We start from the raw sequence: 13,067 nt of genomic DNA on the forward strand, positions 1-13,067 counted from the left end.
ATCCACCCATGGCTGGCGCGCCACGCGGCTCAACACGCCGCAATGAATGACCGGACGGGTGGTCGTGGAGTGCAGTGTGCGTCAAGCGCCTTGTCGTGGGGCAAGTCCGGCCAACCTCCTGCCCCGCACCAACTCCCCACTTAGATCGCATGACCGGTCAAGGCGTGCGCGCCAACGTCAGCGCATTGCGCTCCTGCGCGTCCACTGCCACCAGCCGTTGCATCAGTAGCGACAGCGTCACCACATCCTGGTGGTTGTGTTCGGCCACGCGGCGCAGGTTGCGCGCGCTGCCGCCGCGCAGGTAACTCAACCAGGCGGCCGGGGCCTCGGAGCCGGGCAGGTCGTCTTCGCGCACCACGCGCAGCAGTTGCCGTTCGATGGTGGACAGCTTGCAGTTCTCCCAGGTGCCGCGATAGCGCCGGCGCGTGGGGAACAGCAGATCCACATGGTCCAGTGCAGAAATCGGGTCGCCGCGACGTGCCAGGCGGTAGCGCGTCTTCAGCAGCGGGGCGTCGTAGCAGCGGCCGTTGTAGCTGGACAGGACGGTGCGCGGCGTCAGCCAGGTGCGGAACAGATCCAGCATCGCGCTTTCGGCCGCCATCGTGGACATCATCAATTGACGCACGCGCAGGCCGTTGCCCTGCACGGCATCGACCACCCAATCGGCCACGCCGATCATGAAGGCGCGGGTGCCGGTACCGCCGGCCAGGCCGGTGGTTTCGGTATCGAAGAACAGCAGGTCCATCGGGTCGACGGCATCATCGCGTTTGGCGAAGGCCAGCGAGAGCGCCTCGGTGGGAATCGCCTGTGGCAGGAACGCCTGGATCAGATGCAGGCCGGGCGCGATCTCGTTGCCAGGCAGAGATCGGTCGGTGGATGGCGCGCGGATGGGTGCATGCGCCGAAACCGCGCGTTCGCGCAGGCCGATCATCTTGCGCAGGCCGGCGATATCGGTGCGGCGCTGTACCGGTGGTGGCGGCGACATCGATGCGGGCGATGTTGTCGCTGTGCTGCGCGCTGTGGGCCAAGGGCGCGCGCTATCCGCCTCCACGGCGATGATTGCATCGACATCGACATTCGAAGGCAGCGCCGGCTTGTGGCGCACATCGTGCTCCACCCACGCAAAGACCGATGCCTCGCGCGCAGGCGGTGCAGGCATGGGCGCCTGCAAGGCGCGGCGCGTGCGTGTTGATGCGTCGCGCGCCTCGTTGGGGCGAGCGGCCACGGCGCCATGACGTGCAGCGGCGTTCTCTCGCAGCGGCAAGCCCGCAGTGGGTAACGCGGCGCCGGAGACCGCTGCCCGCTGTGCACGTGTCGGCATGATCGCATCGTCCTTGCGAGCTGCCGGCGTCAGGCCGCCAACCTGACGGCGCAGCAGGCGCAGACGTTCGGCGCTAACGCCCGGGGCATGACCAGGCGCAGGCGTCGTGCCCTGCGTGTGGACGCCGGAAGCTGGCTGCGCGGCCTCATCGACAGGCGCGGCATCCGCAGCCTGCGCATCGACCGCCGGCGCATCGTGCAGCGCATCGCCATCGCCATCGTCAGCCTTCGCCGGCGCAGGCACATCAGCCTGCCCGGCCTGACGCCGCAACAAACGCAGCCGGTCCGCACTCACATTCATGCAAGCACGTCCAGCGCCAGGTCCTCGTCCACCTGTGTGGCATGCCGCAATGGCGCATCGGCATCGAACAACAACGCCAGCACCGTCAGCGCCAGCGACTTGGGCGATTCGCCTTTGGCGGCTTCATGTGCGGCCAGCACCGGGCCCACGCAGGCCGGGCAGCCGGCGCTGCAATCGCACCGCCGTACCAATTCGTCCGCGCGCTGCAGCAGCTCGGCCTGGCGCAGCCACAGCGGCTCGCTCAAGCCCACCCCGCCAGGGAAGTTGTCGTACAGATACACCGTGGGCACGAAGGCCTGCTGCAATTCCACCGTGGCCGCATCGCCTTCTTCCACGCCGCGCAGTTGCCCACGCCCGGTCTGGTCGGCCACTGCAAACCAGGCACCGTCGCCATTGCCCACCGCCTTTTGCAGATCGCGCGCATCGGCCATCACGGCGACCGTGGCCACCACGTGCAATGCATAGGCAGCGCCCAGAAATCCATCCAGCGCATCCTGCTTGGATGCAAAGGCTTTGCCCAGCGTGGCCTGCGGCAACTGCCACCACACCGCGGTGGTGTGCAATTCCTGGTCGGGCAGATTCACCGGCCCGTAGCCGATGTTTTCGTGCGTGTAGTAGCGGATCTTCTTATAGCCGGACACGCGCCGCACCACGTGCACTTCGCCGTGGTGGCAATCGCCACGGCCGGCCACGCCGCCGTCGAAGCGGTCCAGCACCTTCAACTTGGTGTAGTCGATGCTGTCGGTGTAGTAGTCCACATGCGTGCGCGTCACGTACGCCTTGCGGCCTTCCCAATCCAGCCGCTCCACCTGGTAGGGCGTGCTCTGCACCATGTGGATGGCGCCTTCGTACAAGGTGAGTGCAGCGGCCGAATAATCCACCTCGGCGATGATCTGCTGCTTGCCGTCGCTCTTGTCCACCACCACGAAGTTGCCATCGGCCACCGAGCGCAGGCTCACCGCATTGGCCGGGTAGCTGTCGGCGATCCATTCCCAGCGGTCGCCTTCCTGGTGGATCACCTCGCTTTCGGCCAGTGCTTCCAGGAACACCAGCGGGTCGATCGGGCCGAATGGCTCGTCGGCAATGAACGGCAGCTCGAAGGCCGCGCAACGGATGTGATCGAACAGGATCAGCGGTTGGTCCGGCGCGATACGCGCATGTTCGGGCGAGGCATCGGCAAAGAAATCCGGGTGTCGCACCACGTATTGGTCCAGCGGTTGCGAGCTGGCCACCAGCACGCCCAGCGCCGGTTGCTGGCGACGCCCGGCACGGCCGAAGCGCTGCCAGGTGGCCGCCACGCTGCCGGGGTAGCCGTTGAGGATCACCACGTCCAGTGCGCCGATATCCACGCCCAGTTCCAGCGCCGAGGTGGAAATGATGCCGTCGATCGTGCCGGCACGCATTGCACGCTCCACCTCGCGCCGCTCGGTGGGCAGATAGCCGCCGCGGTAGGCGCGAATGCGTGCCGGCTTGCGCAGGTCGTGGTCGAAGATGTCCTTCAGATACTTGGTCAGCACTTCCACCATCAGGCGCGTCTGCGCAAACACCAGCGTCTTCAGGCCGCTCTTGATGGCAATGCGCGCGATGCGGTTGCTCTGCGAACGCGCCGAGGCACGCAGGCCCAGATCCGCATTGACCACCGGCGGGTTCCACAACAGCACATGCTTGTCGCCGGTGGGCGCGCCCGATTCGGTGATGGCATGCACCTGCTCTTCGATCAAGGCCTGCGCGTGCGCGTGCGGGTTGCCGATGGTGGCCGAGCACAGGATGAATTGCGGGGTGGCGCCATAGAATGCGCAGATGCGCTTGAGCCGGCGCAGCACATTGGTGACGTGGCTGCCGAACACGCCGCGATAGGTGTGGATCTCGTCGATCACCACATAGCGCAGGTTCTCGAAGAACTGCGCCCACTTGGTGTGATGCGGCAGGATCGCCTGATGCAGCATGTCCGGGTTGCTCACCACGATGTCGCCATGCAGCCGGATCGCCTGGCGCGCATCGCCGGGCGTGTCGCCGTCGAAGGTGAAGGCCTTGACCCCCAGCTCGCCGGCGCGGTTCAACTCCAGCAGCTCGGCCACCTGGTCCTGCGCCAGCGCCTTGGTCGGGAACAGGTACAAGGCCTTGGCGCCGCTGGTCATCGCCGCGCTCACCACCGGCAGCGTGTAGCACAGCGATTTGCCCGAGGCGGTGGGCGTCACGATCGCCACATGCTCGCCGCGCTGTGTCGCTGCCCAGGCATCGGCCTGATGGCTGTAGAGCTGGCTGATGCCGCGCGCCTGCAGCGCATCGGCCAGTGCGCTGGGCACATCATCGGGGATCGGCGCATAGCAGCCCGCGCGCCCGGGAATGGTGAAGCTGCCGGTGATGCGGTCGTGGTAACGCCGTTCCAGGCGCTGCGTGAGCAACGCGCCGTCGCGGCTGGGCCGGCCGTCGGTGGTGGCCAGTGCGCGTTCGGCGGTTTCGGTGCGGGGAGCGAGGGCAAACGGAGGCATACGGCAAGGGCTCCCAAAGAGGGAGATCAAACGAAAAGGATGTCTCAGGGTATGAGACCGGCGCGCCCGCGCCCAGCCTGCCTCACTGAGCGGATTCAGCAAGCCGGGTATCCTGTCGCCCCCACAGCGTCACGGCTGCCTTGCACGCTGTGGGATCCCCCACACCGAAGAAACGCCGTGCCCGTGCCTGCCAACGTCACTGCTCCGCATTACAAGTCCGTTTCTGCCCGCCGCGCCGATATCGCGGTGCATGCCGCCGGCCTGTTGCTGGCCATCGTCGGCGGCGCCTGGATGGTGGTGCGCGCGCACGCCAACCAGACCATGCTGCTGGCCACCTGCATCTACGCGCTGGGGCTGCTGGTGATGTTCGCCTGTTCGGCGGCCTACAACTTCGCACCGCCGCAGCGCCAGCCGATGCTGCGCAAGTTCGACCACGCCGGCATCTTCGTCATGATTGCCGGCTCCTACACGCCGTTTTTCCTGGTGGCGCTGGACGGCACCTGGCGCTGGGTGATGATCCTCAGCGTCTGGTGCGTGGCCCTGTTCGGCGTGTTCGCCAAGTTGTGCCTGCCCGGCATCGCCAAGGGCTTCTGGGTGGCGATCTATCTGCTGCTGGGCTGGGCCGGCATCGTGGTGATCAACCAGATGATCGCCGGGCTGGACAGCGCGGTGCTGTGGCTCATCGTTGCCGGCGGCGCCTTCTACACCGTGGGCGTGGCGTTCTACGTGCGCAAATCCATGGTCTACAACCGCGCCATCTGGCACGCCCATGTGCTGGGCGGCGCGCTGTCGCACTGGTGCGCCATCTGGCTGTGCCTGCGGCCGTTGGGCGAGGGGTGACCACGCAGTGTGGCGTCCTCGGGCCGGCCGCTTGCCCCGCCCGAAGTGATACTTAATGTCACTGCATGCGCACCGAACTTGTCACCACGCTCAAGCGTCAGGCGACCGAACCCCTTGCAGCTGCAGAGCGCGACAAGGAGCCAATCCTGATCACACAGCACGGTTTACCCAGAGCCTATGTGGTGGATGTTGCCAGCGATGAGCGCATGCAGCAGCGCATTGCGCTCCTGGAAGGAATCGCCCGTGGAGAAATGGCAGTCGCGCAAGGCCGTACGCTGCGCCATGAACAGGCACAGCAACACATGGCGCGATGGCTGAAATAATCTGGTCGGTGCCGGCATTGGCTGATCTGGACGCAATTGCGGACTACATCGCAATCGATAACGCACCCGCTGCAGCGGCGGCGCTGGTCAAATGGGTGTTGCCGCAGGTTGAGCAATTAATTGAACACCCCGACAGCGGAAGCCGGCCACAGGAACTCAAGCGCTCGCGCTATCGCCAGATTGTCGAACCACCTTGCCGCGTGTTCTACCGCGTGGATGGGCAGCACATTGTGCTGGTGCACGTCATGCGGTGGGAGCGCGCGCTTCGCAGGAACCGTCTTTCACGCTAAGAAGAGCGGCCAACAAAACCACGGCACAGCCACCAGGCGGGCGCGGCCGGTGCTCGGTGCGGCATGCACCGCGCCGACACTTCGGTTGTGAGTGCGCCGTCCACATCCAGCTGACGACTGCTCGCCACCTTCTGTTAGCCGCTCTACGGCCGGCAGGCACTCCAAGCGCCTGCCGCATCCCATCATTCCACCACGCGCGGTGCCAACAGATCATCCAATCCCACACGGTGCAGCATCTCCGCGCGCAGGCGATCGAGGACCGCAAAGCCCACGTCCGCGCCATCGCCCGCCGGGTCGATATGCACCCGGAACGGCCGCTTGCCGAACGGTGCGTTCACCACCTGCACGATCGCCTGCGCCACCTCGGCCACGTCGGCGTCTTCGGGCACCAGGCGCGCAAATGCCTGCTGCACCTGTTCGCCAAAGCCCGCATACGGGCCGGCCTCGTACGCAGCGGCGCGCGCGGTATCGTCGGGCGTACCGGCATGGGCAAAGTGGTTGGTGCCCCTGGTGAAGGCGCCGGGCACGATGATCGAGGTCTCGACGCCCCAGCGTGCCAATTCGCGTGCGTACTGCACCGCCAAGGCGTCCATCGCCGCCTTGGCCGCGAAATAAGGGCCCAGATACGGCGGTGTGCCGCCTGCCGAGCTGCTGCTGGACACCCACACCAACAGGCCCTGCTGCTGTGCCCGCAAGTGCGGCAGTGCCGCGCGGTTGACCCGCTGGGTACCCAGCACGTTGATGTCGTAGACCTGCGCCAGCTGTTCGGCGGTGAACGCCTCGGCCGGGCCGAACACCATGTGCCCGGCGTTGTGCACCACCACGTCCAACCCACCGGCCTGCGCCACGATGGATGCCACCGCCGCGTCGGCCGAGGCCTGCGATTGCACGTCCAGCTCGACCGTGTGCAAGGCCAGCTGCTGCTTGTCCGCCAAGTCGGCCATCGCCTGCGCCACGCCGGCATTGCGGCCGGCGGTATCGCGCATGGAGGCGTAGACGGTGTGGCCGGCGGCGGCCAGCGCTTGTGCGGCCAATCGGCCAAAGCCGCTGGACGCGCCAGTCACCAGAATGCGTTTGCGCATGTCATTGCTCCTTGAGAGGGAAAGCCAGCAGCGTGCGCACTGCCGCGCGCCACAGCGGGTCAGACCATGCCGCCGTTGGCGCGCAGGACCTGGCCGTTGATCCAGCCGCCATCCGGGCCGACCAGGAACGCCACCGCTGCCGCGATGTCGTCCGGGCAGCCAAGACGTTCCAGCGGGTTGGCCTTGGACAAGCGTTCGATCAATTCCGGCGACTTGCCGTCCAGGAACAGCGCCGTGCCGGTCGGGCCAGGCGCCACCGCGTTGACGGTGATGGCACGCCCGCGCAATTCCTTGGACAGGATCGCCGTCAGTGTTTCCACCGCCGCCTTGGTGGCCGCATACACCCCGTAGGTTTCCAGCTTCAGGCCGACCACGCTGGTGGACAGGTTGACGATGCGGCCGCCGTCGCGCAGCCGTCGTGCGGCCTGGCGCAGCGTGTTGAAGGTACCTTTCAGATTGATCGCGATGTGTTTGTCGAACAAGGCATCGTCGCTGTCGGCCAGCGTGGCCAGCTGCATGATGCCGGCGTTGTTGACCAGCACATCCACGCCGCCGAACGCAGTCTCGGCCGCGGCAAACAGGCGCTCGACGGCGACCGGGTCGCTGACATCGGCCTGCACGCTGATCGCGCGGCCACCGGCCGCTTCGATGCTGCGCACCAGTTGATCGGCCTCATCCGCATGGCCGGCGTAGTTGAGCACGACGGCAAAGCCATCGCCGGCCAATCGCTGCGCGATGGCAGCGCCAATACCGCGAGAGGCCCCGGTAATCACTGCAACAGTGTGCTGCTGAGTCATGCATGTTCTTCCGTTATGCTGCGGGCTGCGGCGTTGCGGAACTATCCAATGCAATGACACGACGATCATCACACTAAACTGCACAGCACTGTATCCAGCGCCCGAACAGTGGGCAAGGAGTGTCATGGATCGGTTCGACGCCATGCGGTTGTTCGTGCGGATCGTGGAGCGGCGCAGCTTCACTGCAGCGGCCAACGACATGGAAATTCCGCGCTCCACCGCCACCAAGGTCATCGCCGAGATGGAAGCGCGCCTGGGCGTGCGCCTAGGCACGCAGGCACGCAGCTGGGCAGACATCAGGCACGTAGCACTGCGAACATCGCCAGATAGCAGACACAGGCAACGCACTGGTGGTCTCGCAGCATCTGCCGTATCGTGCTGCAACCAGACTTGTGCGGTCAACTTAATCGGCCTAGCGCCGCCTCGCCGCCATGTGGATGGCGAGGGAGGTCACGCGCATGGCTACCAACGAGAAAACCGGACCTAAAGCGAAAAAGGCTGCAAGCAAGCGTCGGACAAGAAAAAAAAGAAGTAATTAAGCGAGCGCTGCATAAATCGGTGGAGGTGTTCGACCAAGCATGAGCGCCTCTTACCCAAGTGATTTCAACGCGTGCAATCGCAGCGGATCACATCATTGGCACAAAATGTCGGGTACCCCACTGACAAAACCCCTAAATAACGGTAGGGTGCAAACTAGAACGGGGGTTTCATGCATGGAAAGCAGATGCGGAAGTACCGGGTTCGCGGCTGTGCGGTCATTATCATGGCCGCCTGGATACGCTGTGGGTGTTGACACTGCGGTCGCCCTCATTGACGGCGTGTCTTGGGTCCTGTCACAGCCGCCTCACATAAGGATTCAATCAAGGAACCCCCGCAGCATTCGCCCGCGTCTATCGGATGATGCTGGGCTTTTAGTGATAAGTCGCGCCAGCCTAAATGTGGGCAGATACCAGTTGCGTAATCTGATGAACCCCTTTACCGCACTAGCCGTCAAGGCTGGCACCAATTTGATCTATTGCCGGGCAGGTCCTCGTGCCGTACCTTGGTGCAGTCCAACAAATGGACGCCAGCAAGTTAGAGCCAGTGTATTAGCACTGATGCTTATTTCAACTGACAGATTATGAATTATGGGATCGCACCGGAGCCCATACTCCAAAATTTCCGCAATTCTGCGTATATAACTGGGGGGGGGGGGATGGCATACCGAGAAAGTCAAGCCGACAAAGGACTTAGAGCCTGGTTTATTAGTGATAATACAAAAGCGCTGCTGCGGGGCATAAAGTTAATAAAAGGGTCTATAAGAGGAATTAACTCTCTAGACATCGAGTTTCATTATCCAATAGCTGCATTTGCAGGCGTAAATGGAGCGGGTAAGTCAACAATCCTTGCTCTTGCTTCTTGCGCTTTTCATAATAACCCCGGCGGTTATAAGCTAAAAAAAAGGCAAACAACTTATTACACATTTAAAGACTTCTTCGTACAACACTCGGACGAAATTGCGCCGGACGGTATTGAGATAAGGTATGAAATAGCACACAACAATTGGAAAAAAACTGATGCTGTTCCCAGCGGTGTAGGTGTGGCTGCACAGTCCAGAGTAAAGAAGAAAGGGGGGAAATGGAATGATTACGATAAAAGAATAAAAAGAGATGTGGTTTTTCTAGGGATCGAACGAATTGTTCCTCATAGCGAGCGAAGTCAATCAAAGTCTTACTCACGATCTTTCAAGGATGCGCCACTTAAAGGCTGGGAAGCGAAAGTTAAAGAAGCAGTAGGGACTATTTTAAATAAAAAATATGATGATTTTAGATATCTAGAGCATTCAAAATACAACTTGCCTCTGGTTAAATGCGGCCCTCTTATCTACTCCGGGTTCAATATGGGAGCTGGGGAAAACGCATTATTCGAAATATTCTCGATAATTTATTCATGCAATAAGGGCGCGCTACTAGTCATGGATGAAGCCGAACTCGGACTTCATGCTAAAGCACAGCGTTTATTCATAAAGAAGCTAAAAGATGTGTGTGTAGAAATGAATTTGCAGGTAATATGCACAACGCACTCTCGAGAAATATTTGATTGTTTACCTGAAGATGCGAGATTCTTCGTCGAAGCAGTCGGCGGAAAAACCCGCATTACAAGTGGAGTCTCATCCGAGTTTGCCTTCTCAAAGCTTAGTGGGGCAAAAAACGGTGAATTAGATATTTTCGTAGAAGACCCCGTTGCCCATTGCCTAATACTTTCATCGCTACCAGCTACACTGAGATCAAGAGTGAGCGTACAGATAATAGGATCAGCAACTGCCATCTCAAGGCAACTTGCAGCTCATTATGTTAGAAAAGATGCTAGGCCAGTTTTAGCAATATTCGATGGAGATCAGCGAAGTAAGTATGCTGAAAATTTAAAGCATGCGCGAAATATGGCGGAAAATCCTAAAGCTGATTTCGACGAATGGTTTACCAGCCGATGTGCGTTTCTACCAGGTGAAACTTGGCCCGAAGCGTGGGTTATTCAGAAGTGCCTAGACACCAGTGTCCTAGAAAAAGTTTCTGAATCTCTATTGTTAGATGCTGATGAGGTAACAGATATCCTTGAGTACGGACTGCAAGCAGGTAAGCATGACGAATTTCACGAAGTTGCCAGCCACATAGGATTAAACAGCTCTCAGTGTATGTCTAAGTTATGTGATACGGTCACACATTCTTTTTCCTCTGATTTTGAAGAAATTAAAAAAGCCATCTTGATTTTGTTATCAAAATAGGAGAAGGGCCGTTGAAGCAAGGTGCGCAAACGAGTGAATAAAAGTGAAAACAAGGCTCTTGTTTGGCAGAATGAATGTCTCGATCTGTTCAGCCATCTTATGCGTACACCAATGAGATACTGAATTAAAATATATTGTAGGGAATCCTTGAGATCAAAAAAGTCGGTCTTGAATAGCATCTTTGCTTGTAAGAACAAATTTTCCACAAACTAACGTTTGGTCGTCTGTCGCACCCGAACGATCAATCCGTCTTTTTAGGGCACTTGAAAATCGCGTGGGTGAAGCTAGAGTAGATATCGAAAATTGCGGTCTTGATGTCCAGAAGCGGTGTGCACCGTCGGACATAAGAAATATCTCGACCCCTGTTAAATCGCCCAAAGCGTAATGTGGTATGAATATATCTTCAAAATTTGGTTCGATCCTACTGGATAAAGCGCTTGTTAATATGTTTTCTCCAGAATGATTTTTTAGTTCTCTTTTTGTGTAAATCCCTTGATCAAATAAGTTTTGATGCTGCGTATGGTCCTTAGTAATCTGAATCAATTTATTGTTCGATCTTAGATAGGCGCGGCTATCTCCAACATGGCCTATCAACAAACCCTTATCTGATAAGTGGCAGAAGGTTAAAGTAGTTGCAGCATCTTTCAATGCTGGCTTCGCTTCTGAAATTCGCGATATCTCTTCGCGACAATCGCGCATTATGTTCGAAACAATTAAACCGTCTGAAGGTTGAGTCTTAATCTCCGAGAGGTAACGTATTACAGCCCGTGATGCCAATTCGGCACCAGAATAAGAGCCAACGCCATCCGCAACTGCCATAATGTATCCGGAACCAAGTTTCCTTGGAAGTAGCCAAGAATCTTGATTGACTCCACCCTGATTCTTCGGATGACTAAATCCACCGCATTCAATTAATTTGGTCATTTAAATTTATACCGCGATGGCGACGAGATCTTCATAAATCGCTTGAGCACTATCGTATCTTAAGTTTGGCCTTCGATGAGTGCATTTATCGATAATCTTCCTCAGCGCTGGGGTTTCCGAAGGATTTAAATCTTCGAATACCACGCCCATAGAGAAAATATCTGACTTCACGGAAAAATCCCAAGCAGACTGCGTTTCCGGCGCCATGTATTTTTCGGTCCCCCAACCCAAGACAATCTTCGTTAACAAGTTACTTTCGCCTGCGGGGTCTGTGTTCTTCGCAAGACCAAAGTCAGATATCTTGTAAACTGGGCCCAATGGTGAGTCGAATTTCAGTATATTCCTCGGTTTGATGTCACGATGCAATAAATTTCGTGAATGCATATAATGAATTCCCTGGAGGGTCATCTTCATTATTCTGATTTTCTCGCTATCCGATAAGCTGTTGTTGCTTATTTCATACTGAAGGTCGCATGTAGCTAGATCCATAAGGAACCAAGGTTCCTGGATCTTATCGTTATACATATATATCTGCGCGATATTTTCGTGTGCACAGGATGCTTGGTAGCGAACCTCGCGTGAAAAACGAGAGAGAAGCTCCTCATCGTGATCTTGGTCGGGGGGCGAAAATGTTTTGATAGCGTACTCACCGCATTTGTGGTTCGCGTTATTAAATAGGTCGACGGCTTGGACGATACCAAATCCGCCTTTGCCAATAACCCTCGTAGGGACTATTCGATAATTTGAGTGGTCTATGCTCAACGTTCTTCCTCTGTCCAAAATAACGGGGTCAGGTTTACTTACCCACCCAAACACCGCTGCCACCCACCGGCAGGAGCCGCCACCTGCTCCCATCCATTGCGCAGCCGCTTCATCGCTTGCCCGCCCACGCATGCATAACCCAGCTGCTTGGCTTCTGCAGTGCCAAGACCCGGCAATGTGATGACGGAGTCCGATGGGGCAGGGCGCCCCTGACGTTGCGCTTCATTGCGCAGCATCATGTTCTCGACGCCTTGGCAGTAACGCACCATGCCCGGATGCGGGTGCGTGCGGTATTGCTCGCAGTTGAAGGGCGTGGTGTCGTGCGCCATCGAGTTATACGGCTGTTGCGTTGGCGCAATGTACTTGCTTGTTGCCGTGCCGGTGGCCGAGCGCATGCCTTGTGCATGCGCCGGCTGCACGTATGCCGCGCCACACAGCACTGACGTTGCCAGCACGAGGCATCGCGCGATGGTGGTGATCCTGTCCATGGTGTTCCCCCTGTATGCACCGATCCTAGCCCACGCGCTGCATGCGCGTGTGGATCAGGTCGCTTGACGGTGCGAGCTTGCGTGCTCGATCACATGGCGCCTTGCTTGCATCGAAGAAAGTGCGTTACCGGGCGGTGCCCAAATCCCCCAGCACATCATCCACCTGCTCAGCCAAGTGCTGCAGGCAATGCGCCCACTGCTGCAGGGGAATGGCCGGCATGCCCATGGCGCCTTCCTCGCGGGTGCGCGGTGTGGCCAAGGTGGCCAGCAGACGCAGTTGGTCGCGTACGCGTAGCAGGTGGTATTGCGTGCCTTCGGACATCCAGTAGCCGGGTTCGTCGTGCATGCCGCTCTCCTTGCCATGGGCTGGCTCCCGCTGCACAACGCAGCGGGATGCCGGGAGGCTAGAAACCGCAGACAGCCGGCGGGCTTATTCCCCTTGCGGGTGTTGTATTCGCCGCCCTCCCGGCGCAAGAACGCCGAGCCGTGCCAGGCCTTTCGGCCAGGCACAAAAAACCCACCAAATTCTCGGAGGTGGGTGCCGCTGTCTGCGTGGAGTTTCTAGGCTCCGAGCGGGAGTGTGCGGGCGGTGGTGGCTAGGGTCAAGTTACAGCGCTCGCCCTGCGCCGGTGCGCAACTAGCATATGCGTACTGCGGGTTTGGCGTGTATCAAGCGGTGTGAGGTGA

Annotated in this window: 12 protein-coding genes, 1 other RNA gene and 1 pseudogene; 6 read left to right on the forward strand and 8 right to left on the reverse strand. The window is 59.2% G+C overall.

The window, feature by feature from the left end:
• Positions 1 to 157: 157 nt before the first annotated feature.
• Both LN450_RS20940 and LN450_RS20945 read right to left on the reverse strand, forming a co-directional pair.
• A complete protein-coding gene (locus LN450_RS20940) occupies positions 158 to 1,621 on the reverse strand; it encodes a ribonuclease H-like domain-containing protein (protein ID WP_011345812.1) in 1,464 nt (487 codons plus the stop codon).
• Positions 1,618 to 4,113, reverse strand: a complete 2,496-nt coding sequence (locus tag LN450_RS20945) for a DEAD/DEAH box helicase (RefSeq protein ID WP_011345813.1) — start codon at positions 4,111 to 4,113, stop codon at positions 1,618 to 1,620. Before LN450_RS20945 ends, LN450_RS20940 begins: the two co-directional genes overlap by 4 nt.
• Before the next feature lie 177 nt (positions 4,114 to 4,290).
• On the opposite strand from LN450_RS20945, the gene trhA reads away from it, so the two are divergent.
• From trhA to LN450_RS20965, 4 genes are all read left to right on the forward strand, one after another.
• A complete protein-coding gene (trhA, locus tag LN450_RS20950) occupies positions 4,291 to 4,953 on the forward strand; it encodes a PAQR family membrane homeostasis protein TrhA (protein ID WP_011345814.1) in 663 nt (220 codons plus the stop codon).
• A gap of 65 nt (positions 4,954 to 5,018) precedes the next feature.
• Positions 5,019 to 5,276, forward strand: a complete 258-nt coding sequence (locus LN450_RS20955; protein WP_008574056.1) for a type II toxin-antitoxin system prevent-host-death family antitoxin — start codon at positions 5,019 to 5,021, stop codon at positions 5,274 to 5,276.
• On the forward strand, positions 5,264 to 5,566 hold the full coding sequence (locus LN450_RS20960; RefSeq protein WP_039418332.1) for a type II toxin-antitoxin system RelE/ParE family toxin: 303 nt from the start codon (positions 5,264 to 5,266) through the stop codon (positions 5,564 to 5,566). Before LN450_RS20955 ends, LN450_RS20960 begins: the two co-directional genes overlap by 13 nt.
• Before the next feature lie 63 nt (positions 5,567 to 5,629).
• A non-coding RNA gene (locus LN450_RS20965) (sX9 sRNA) lies at positions 5,630 to 5,706 on the forward strand.
• 42 nt (positions 5,707 to 5,748) lie between these two features.
• On the opposite strand, the gene LN450_RS20970 is transcribed toward LN450_RS20965, so the two are convergent.
• Together LN450_RS20970 and LN450_RS20975 are read right to left on the reverse strand one after the other, a co-directional pair.
• Positions 5,749 to 6,648: an SDR family NAD(P)-dependent oxidoreductase gene (locus LN450_RS20970; RefSeq protein ID WP_011345816.1), complete on the reverse strand. Its 900-nt coding sequence runs from the start codon at positions 6,646 to 6,648 to the stop codon at positions 5,749 to 5,751.
• 59 nt (positions 6,649 to 6,707) lie between these two features.
• Positions 6,708 to 7,445, reverse strand: a complete 738-nt coding sequence (locus LN450_RS20975) for an SDR family oxidoreductase (protein WP_008574050.1) — start codon at positions 7,443 to 7,445, stop codon at positions 6,708 to 6,710.
• Between the two features lie 124 nt (positions 7,446 to 7,569).
• Between LN450_RS20975 and LN450_RS20980 the strand changes: the two are divergent.
• A pseudogene (locus LN450_RS20980) lies at positions 7,570 to 7,713 on the forward strand (helix-turn-helix domain-containing protein); the annotation flags it as partial.
• Positions 7,714 to 8,640: 927 nt separating this feature from the next.
• Positions 8,641 to 10,206, forward strand: coding sequence for an ATP-dependent nuclease (locus tag LN450_RS20985; protein ID WP_011345818.1), 1,566 nt, complete (start codon positions 8,641 to 8,643; stop codon positions 10,204 to 10,206).
• A 153-nt stretch (positions 10,207 to 10,359) separates the two neighbouring features.
• Here LN450_RS20985 and LN450_RS20990 read toward each other — a convergent pair whose 3' ends face one another.
• From LN450_RS20990 to LN450_RS21005, 4 genes are all read right to left on the reverse strand, one after another.
• On the reverse strand, positions 10,360 to 11,130 hold the full coding sequence (locus tag LN450_RS20990; protein ID WP_074038672.1) for a PP2C family protein-serine/threonine phosphatase: 771 nt from the start codon (positions 11,128 to 11,130) through the stop codon (positions 10,360 to 10,362).
• Between the two features lie 6 nt (positions 11,131 to 11,136).
• Complete coding sequence (locus LN450_RS20995; RefSeq protein WP_011345819.1) at positions 11,137 to 11,892, reverse strand: serine/threonine-protein kinase; 756 nt, start codon at positions 11,890 to 11,892, stop codon at positions 11,137 to 11,139.
• 38 nt (positions 11,893 to 11,930) lie between these two features.
• A complete protein-coding gene (locus tag LN450_RS21000; RefSeq protein WP_011345820.1) occupies positions 11,931 to 12,380 on the reverse strand; it encodes a hypothetical protein in 450 nt (149 codons plus the stop codon).
• 124 nt (positions 12,381 to 12,504) lie between these two features.
• The gene (locus LN450_RS21005; RefSeq protein ID WP_005921785.1) at positions 12,505 to 12,726 is read right to left on the reverse strand and encodes an XAC0095 family protein; all 222 of its coding nucleotides are present in this window, start codon (positions 12,724 to 12,726) and stop codon (positions 12,505 to 12,507) included.
• Positions 12,727 to 13,067: the final 341 nt, after the last annotated feature.

Origin of the sequence: Xanthomonas euvesicatoria pv. euvesicatoria (assembly GCF_020880415.1) — a bacterium.
Lineage (GTDB): Bacteria > Pseudomonadota > Gammaproteobacteria > Xanthomonadales > Xanthomonadaceae > Xanthomonas > Xanthomonas euvesicatoria.

Excerpts from the sequence above, each read along its gene's own strand:
- LN450_RS20975 (WP_008574050.1), bottom strand. The coding sequence starts at position 7,445 with ATGACTCAGCAGCACACTGTTGCAGTGATTACCGGGGCCTCTCGCGGT.
- LN450_RS21005 (WP_005921785.1), bottom strand. The coding sequence starts at position 12,726 with ATGCACGACGAACCCGGCTACTGGATGTCCGAAGGCACGCAATACCAC.
- LN450_RS20985 (WP_011345818.1), top strand. The coding sequence starts at position 8,641 with ATGGCATACCGAGAAAGTCAAGCCGACAAAGGACTTAGAGCCTGGTTT.
- LN450_RS20945 (WP_011345813.1), bottom strand. The coding sequence starts at position 4,113 with ATGCCTCCGTTTGCCCTCGCTCCCCGCACCGAAACCGCCGAACGCGCA.
- LN450_RS21000 (WP_011345820.1), bottom strand. The coding sequence starts at position 12,380 with ATGGACAGGATCACCACCATCGCGCGATGCCTCGTGCTGGCAACGTCA.
- LN450_RS20940 (WP_011345812.1), bottom strand. The coding sequence starts at position 1,621 with ATGAATGTGAGTGCGGACCGGCTGCGTTTGTTGCGGCGTCAGGCCGGG.
- LN450_RS20970 (WP_011345816.1), bottom strand. The coding sequence starts at position 6,648 with ATGCGCAAACGCATTCTGGTGACTGGCGCGTCCAGCGGCTTTGGCCGA.
- LN450_RS20960 (WP_039418332.1), top strand. The coding sequence starts at position 5,264 with ATGGCTGAAATAATCTGGTCGGTGCCGGCATTGGCTGATCTGGACGCA.
- LN450_RS20955 (WP_008574056.1), top strand. The coding sequence starts at position 5,019 with ATGCGCACCGAACTTGTCACCACGCTCAAGCGTCAGGCGACCGAACCC.
- LN450_RS20990 (WP_074038672.1), bottom strand. The coding sequence starts at position 11,130 with ATGACCAAATTAATTGAATGCGGTGGATTTAGTCATCCGAAGAATCAG.